Origin of the sequence: Streptomyces sp. NPDC058964 (assembly GCF_042741275.1) — a bacterium.
Lineage (GTDB): Bacteria > Actinomycetota > Actinomycetes > Streptomycetales > Streptomycetaceae > Streptomyces.
Genome location: NZ_JBHYKH010000828.1, coordinates 1 through 2425 on the forward strand (window position 1 = coordinate 1; position 2425 = coordinate 2425).

The following is a 2425-nucleotide window of genomic DNA, read 5'->3' on the forward strand; positions in this document are numbered from 1 at the left end:
GGTGTTGCCCGGGTGGGGGGGGTTACGGGCGGGCCGCCGTCGGGCGGCCGTCGAAGGTGATGTCGAAGGCGTTCAGTGCGGTCTTCCAGCGCATGGTCCAGCGGGCCTGGCCCTTGCCCGTGGGATCCAGGCTCATGATCGCCACTAGACGCACTTCAGGGCGGCCTGCTCGTCGGGGAAATGACCGCAGGCCGTGACCGCCCGCCGGATACGGGCGTTCACCGACTCGATCGCGTTGGTGGTGCAGACGATCCGGCGGATCTCGGTGCCGAACCGCAGGAACGGGGTGAACTCCTCCCACGCGTTCTCCCACAGCTTCACAATCGCCGGACACTTCCTGCCCCAGGCGTCGGCGAACTCGGCGAACCGCTCCAGAGCCGCCTCCTCGGTCGCCGCCGTGCAGACCGGCCTGAGAAGGCGGGCGAACTAGTACTCCAGTCAGAAATCGTAGCCTGAGCTGGTTCTTCTTCGGTAGTGGCAGCGGCGGGCTGTGGCTTGGTGTCGTCTGCGCCAGAGGGACCAGTTCAGGGCATGTGCAACGGGTCCGAGGAGGGGTGTGGGGCGGGGCAGCAGAACGTCCATGAGCCGGCGGACTCCTGCCACGGCGAAGTGGATGGTGCCGGTGGGGCCGTTTCTGCGGCCCGCCTTTCAGTGGTCTGGGCTGCGACAGCGGCCAGCAACGCGTGGGCGAGCATGGCCAGGGTGATGTGCCGGTAGCAGCCTGGATAGCGGCGGACTTCGTACTGGTCGAGGCCGCATTCGTTCTTCGCTGCCTGGAAGGCTTCCTCGATCGCCCAGCGCGCCCCGGCGATCCGGACCAGTTCGGCGACAGGGGTGCCGTTCGGTGCATAGGCGAGGTAGTAGGCGATCTCGTCCGGACGGGCCAGGCTGCGGCGGGCCAGCACCCACCGTTGATGGGTGGGCCGGTCACCGTCGAAGACATCGACCACTGGCAGACGGGCGGCTGCCCAGTCGTGCGTACGCGGGCCTTTGGCACCCTCGCCGCAGGAACGTCGTTCCCATGCCTCGCCGGGAGCGTCGGCGATGGCCTGGTCGATACAGCCGAAGGGAGCGTGCAGTTGCTGTGTCTTCGGCACGGCCAGGACGTAGCCGACACCGGCTTCCTCCAGGGTGCGGCGCATGCGCCATTCCTGTCCGTAGGCGCAGTCGCCCATCACCCAGGCGATGGGGAGGGGCGAAGCAAGAGCCCGCAGGCTCATCGCGCGGGCCAGTTCTCCCTTGGTCGCAGCCACGACTGTCAGGAACTTCCGCTGCCCGGCACCGGTCCGTCCCCGCGGTCCAGGACTTCGGCAGATACAGCTCCCGGTCCACCAGCGCTCTGCCCTTGGCCGAGGCATAGGCGGCGAAGACCCCGATCTGGCAGTTCTCGGTGCGGCCGGCCGTGCCCGAGTACTGTCGCTACACGCCGGCAAAGTGGTGCCCTTCTTCAAGAAGCCGGTATCGTCCACGATCAGAACCCCGTCCGGGGTGCCGAGCCGCTCAGCCACGTACCGCTGCAGACCGTCCCGGACCGCGCCAGCGCCCCAGGAGGCACCGTCCAGCAGACGCTGGAAGCCGGCAGGTCCGCGGTGACCCGCGTACTCGGCCAGCTGCCAGCCGTTCTCCCGCTCCACCGGAGCCAGCAGACCACGCACGTAGTCCCGCATCCGCCACCGCAGATCCACCCACGAGAACCGGCCCGCCACACAGGCGGAAACCGACCCCAGCTCGCCAGCCCACAGGTCAGCTTCGTCCATCCCCACCGTGCCTGGAACAACGAGGCCGACCAGCTCAGGCAACGATTTCTGACTGGAGTACTAGTCCCAGTCCTGGCGGGCGGCATAGCGGAAAGAGTTCCGCAGCAGGTGCACCACGCAGATCTGCACGATGGTCCGCGGTTAGACGGCCCCCACCGCCTCGGGCAGGCCCTTGAGCCCGTCGCAGACCAGCATCAGCACACCGCCCGCGCCGCGGTTCTTGATCTCGGTCAGGATGTACAGCCAGCGCTTGGCACCCTCACCGCCGTCCCCGGCCCACAACCCCAGGATCTCCCGCCGGCCCTCGGCGGTGACGGCCAGGGCCACACAGACGGGCCGGTCGGCGAACGCACCATCGCGGAACTTCACGCGGACCGCGTCGACAAACACGACCGGACAGACCGGGTCCAGGGGACGGCCCTGCCATCCAGTCATGCCCTCGAGGACCTTGTCGGTAATGGTGGAGACGGTCTGGCGGGAGACCTCGGCCCCATAGACCTCGGCCAGGCGGGCGGCCTGGACCTCACCGGTGGCCAGCCCCTTCACGGCCAGCGAGATGACCATCTCGTCGACCCCGGTCAGGCCCTTCCGCCGCGTCCTGACGATCTTCGGCGCGAACCACCCGCCCCCGGGCACAACGATCTACCCCGGCCCCACGACGGTCACAA

General features: G+C 68.6%; 3 pseudogenes. All 3 read right to left on the reverse strand.

The features are described 5' to 3' along the window. Positions 1–22 precede the first annotated feature (22 nt). Positions 23–420, reverse strand: a pseudogene (locus ACFW2E_RS45285) (transposase); the annotation flags it as partial. A 104-nt stretch (positions 421–524) separates the two neighbouring features. After that, a pseudogene (locus tag ACFW2E_RS45290) lies at positions 525–1757 on the reverse strand (IS701 family transposase). Between the two features lie 63 nt (positions 1758–1820). Beyond that, positions 1821–2381, reverse strand: a pseudogene (locus tag ACFW2E_RS45295) (transposase); the annotation flags it as partial. Between the last annotated feature and the right edge of the window lie 44 nt (positions 2382–2425).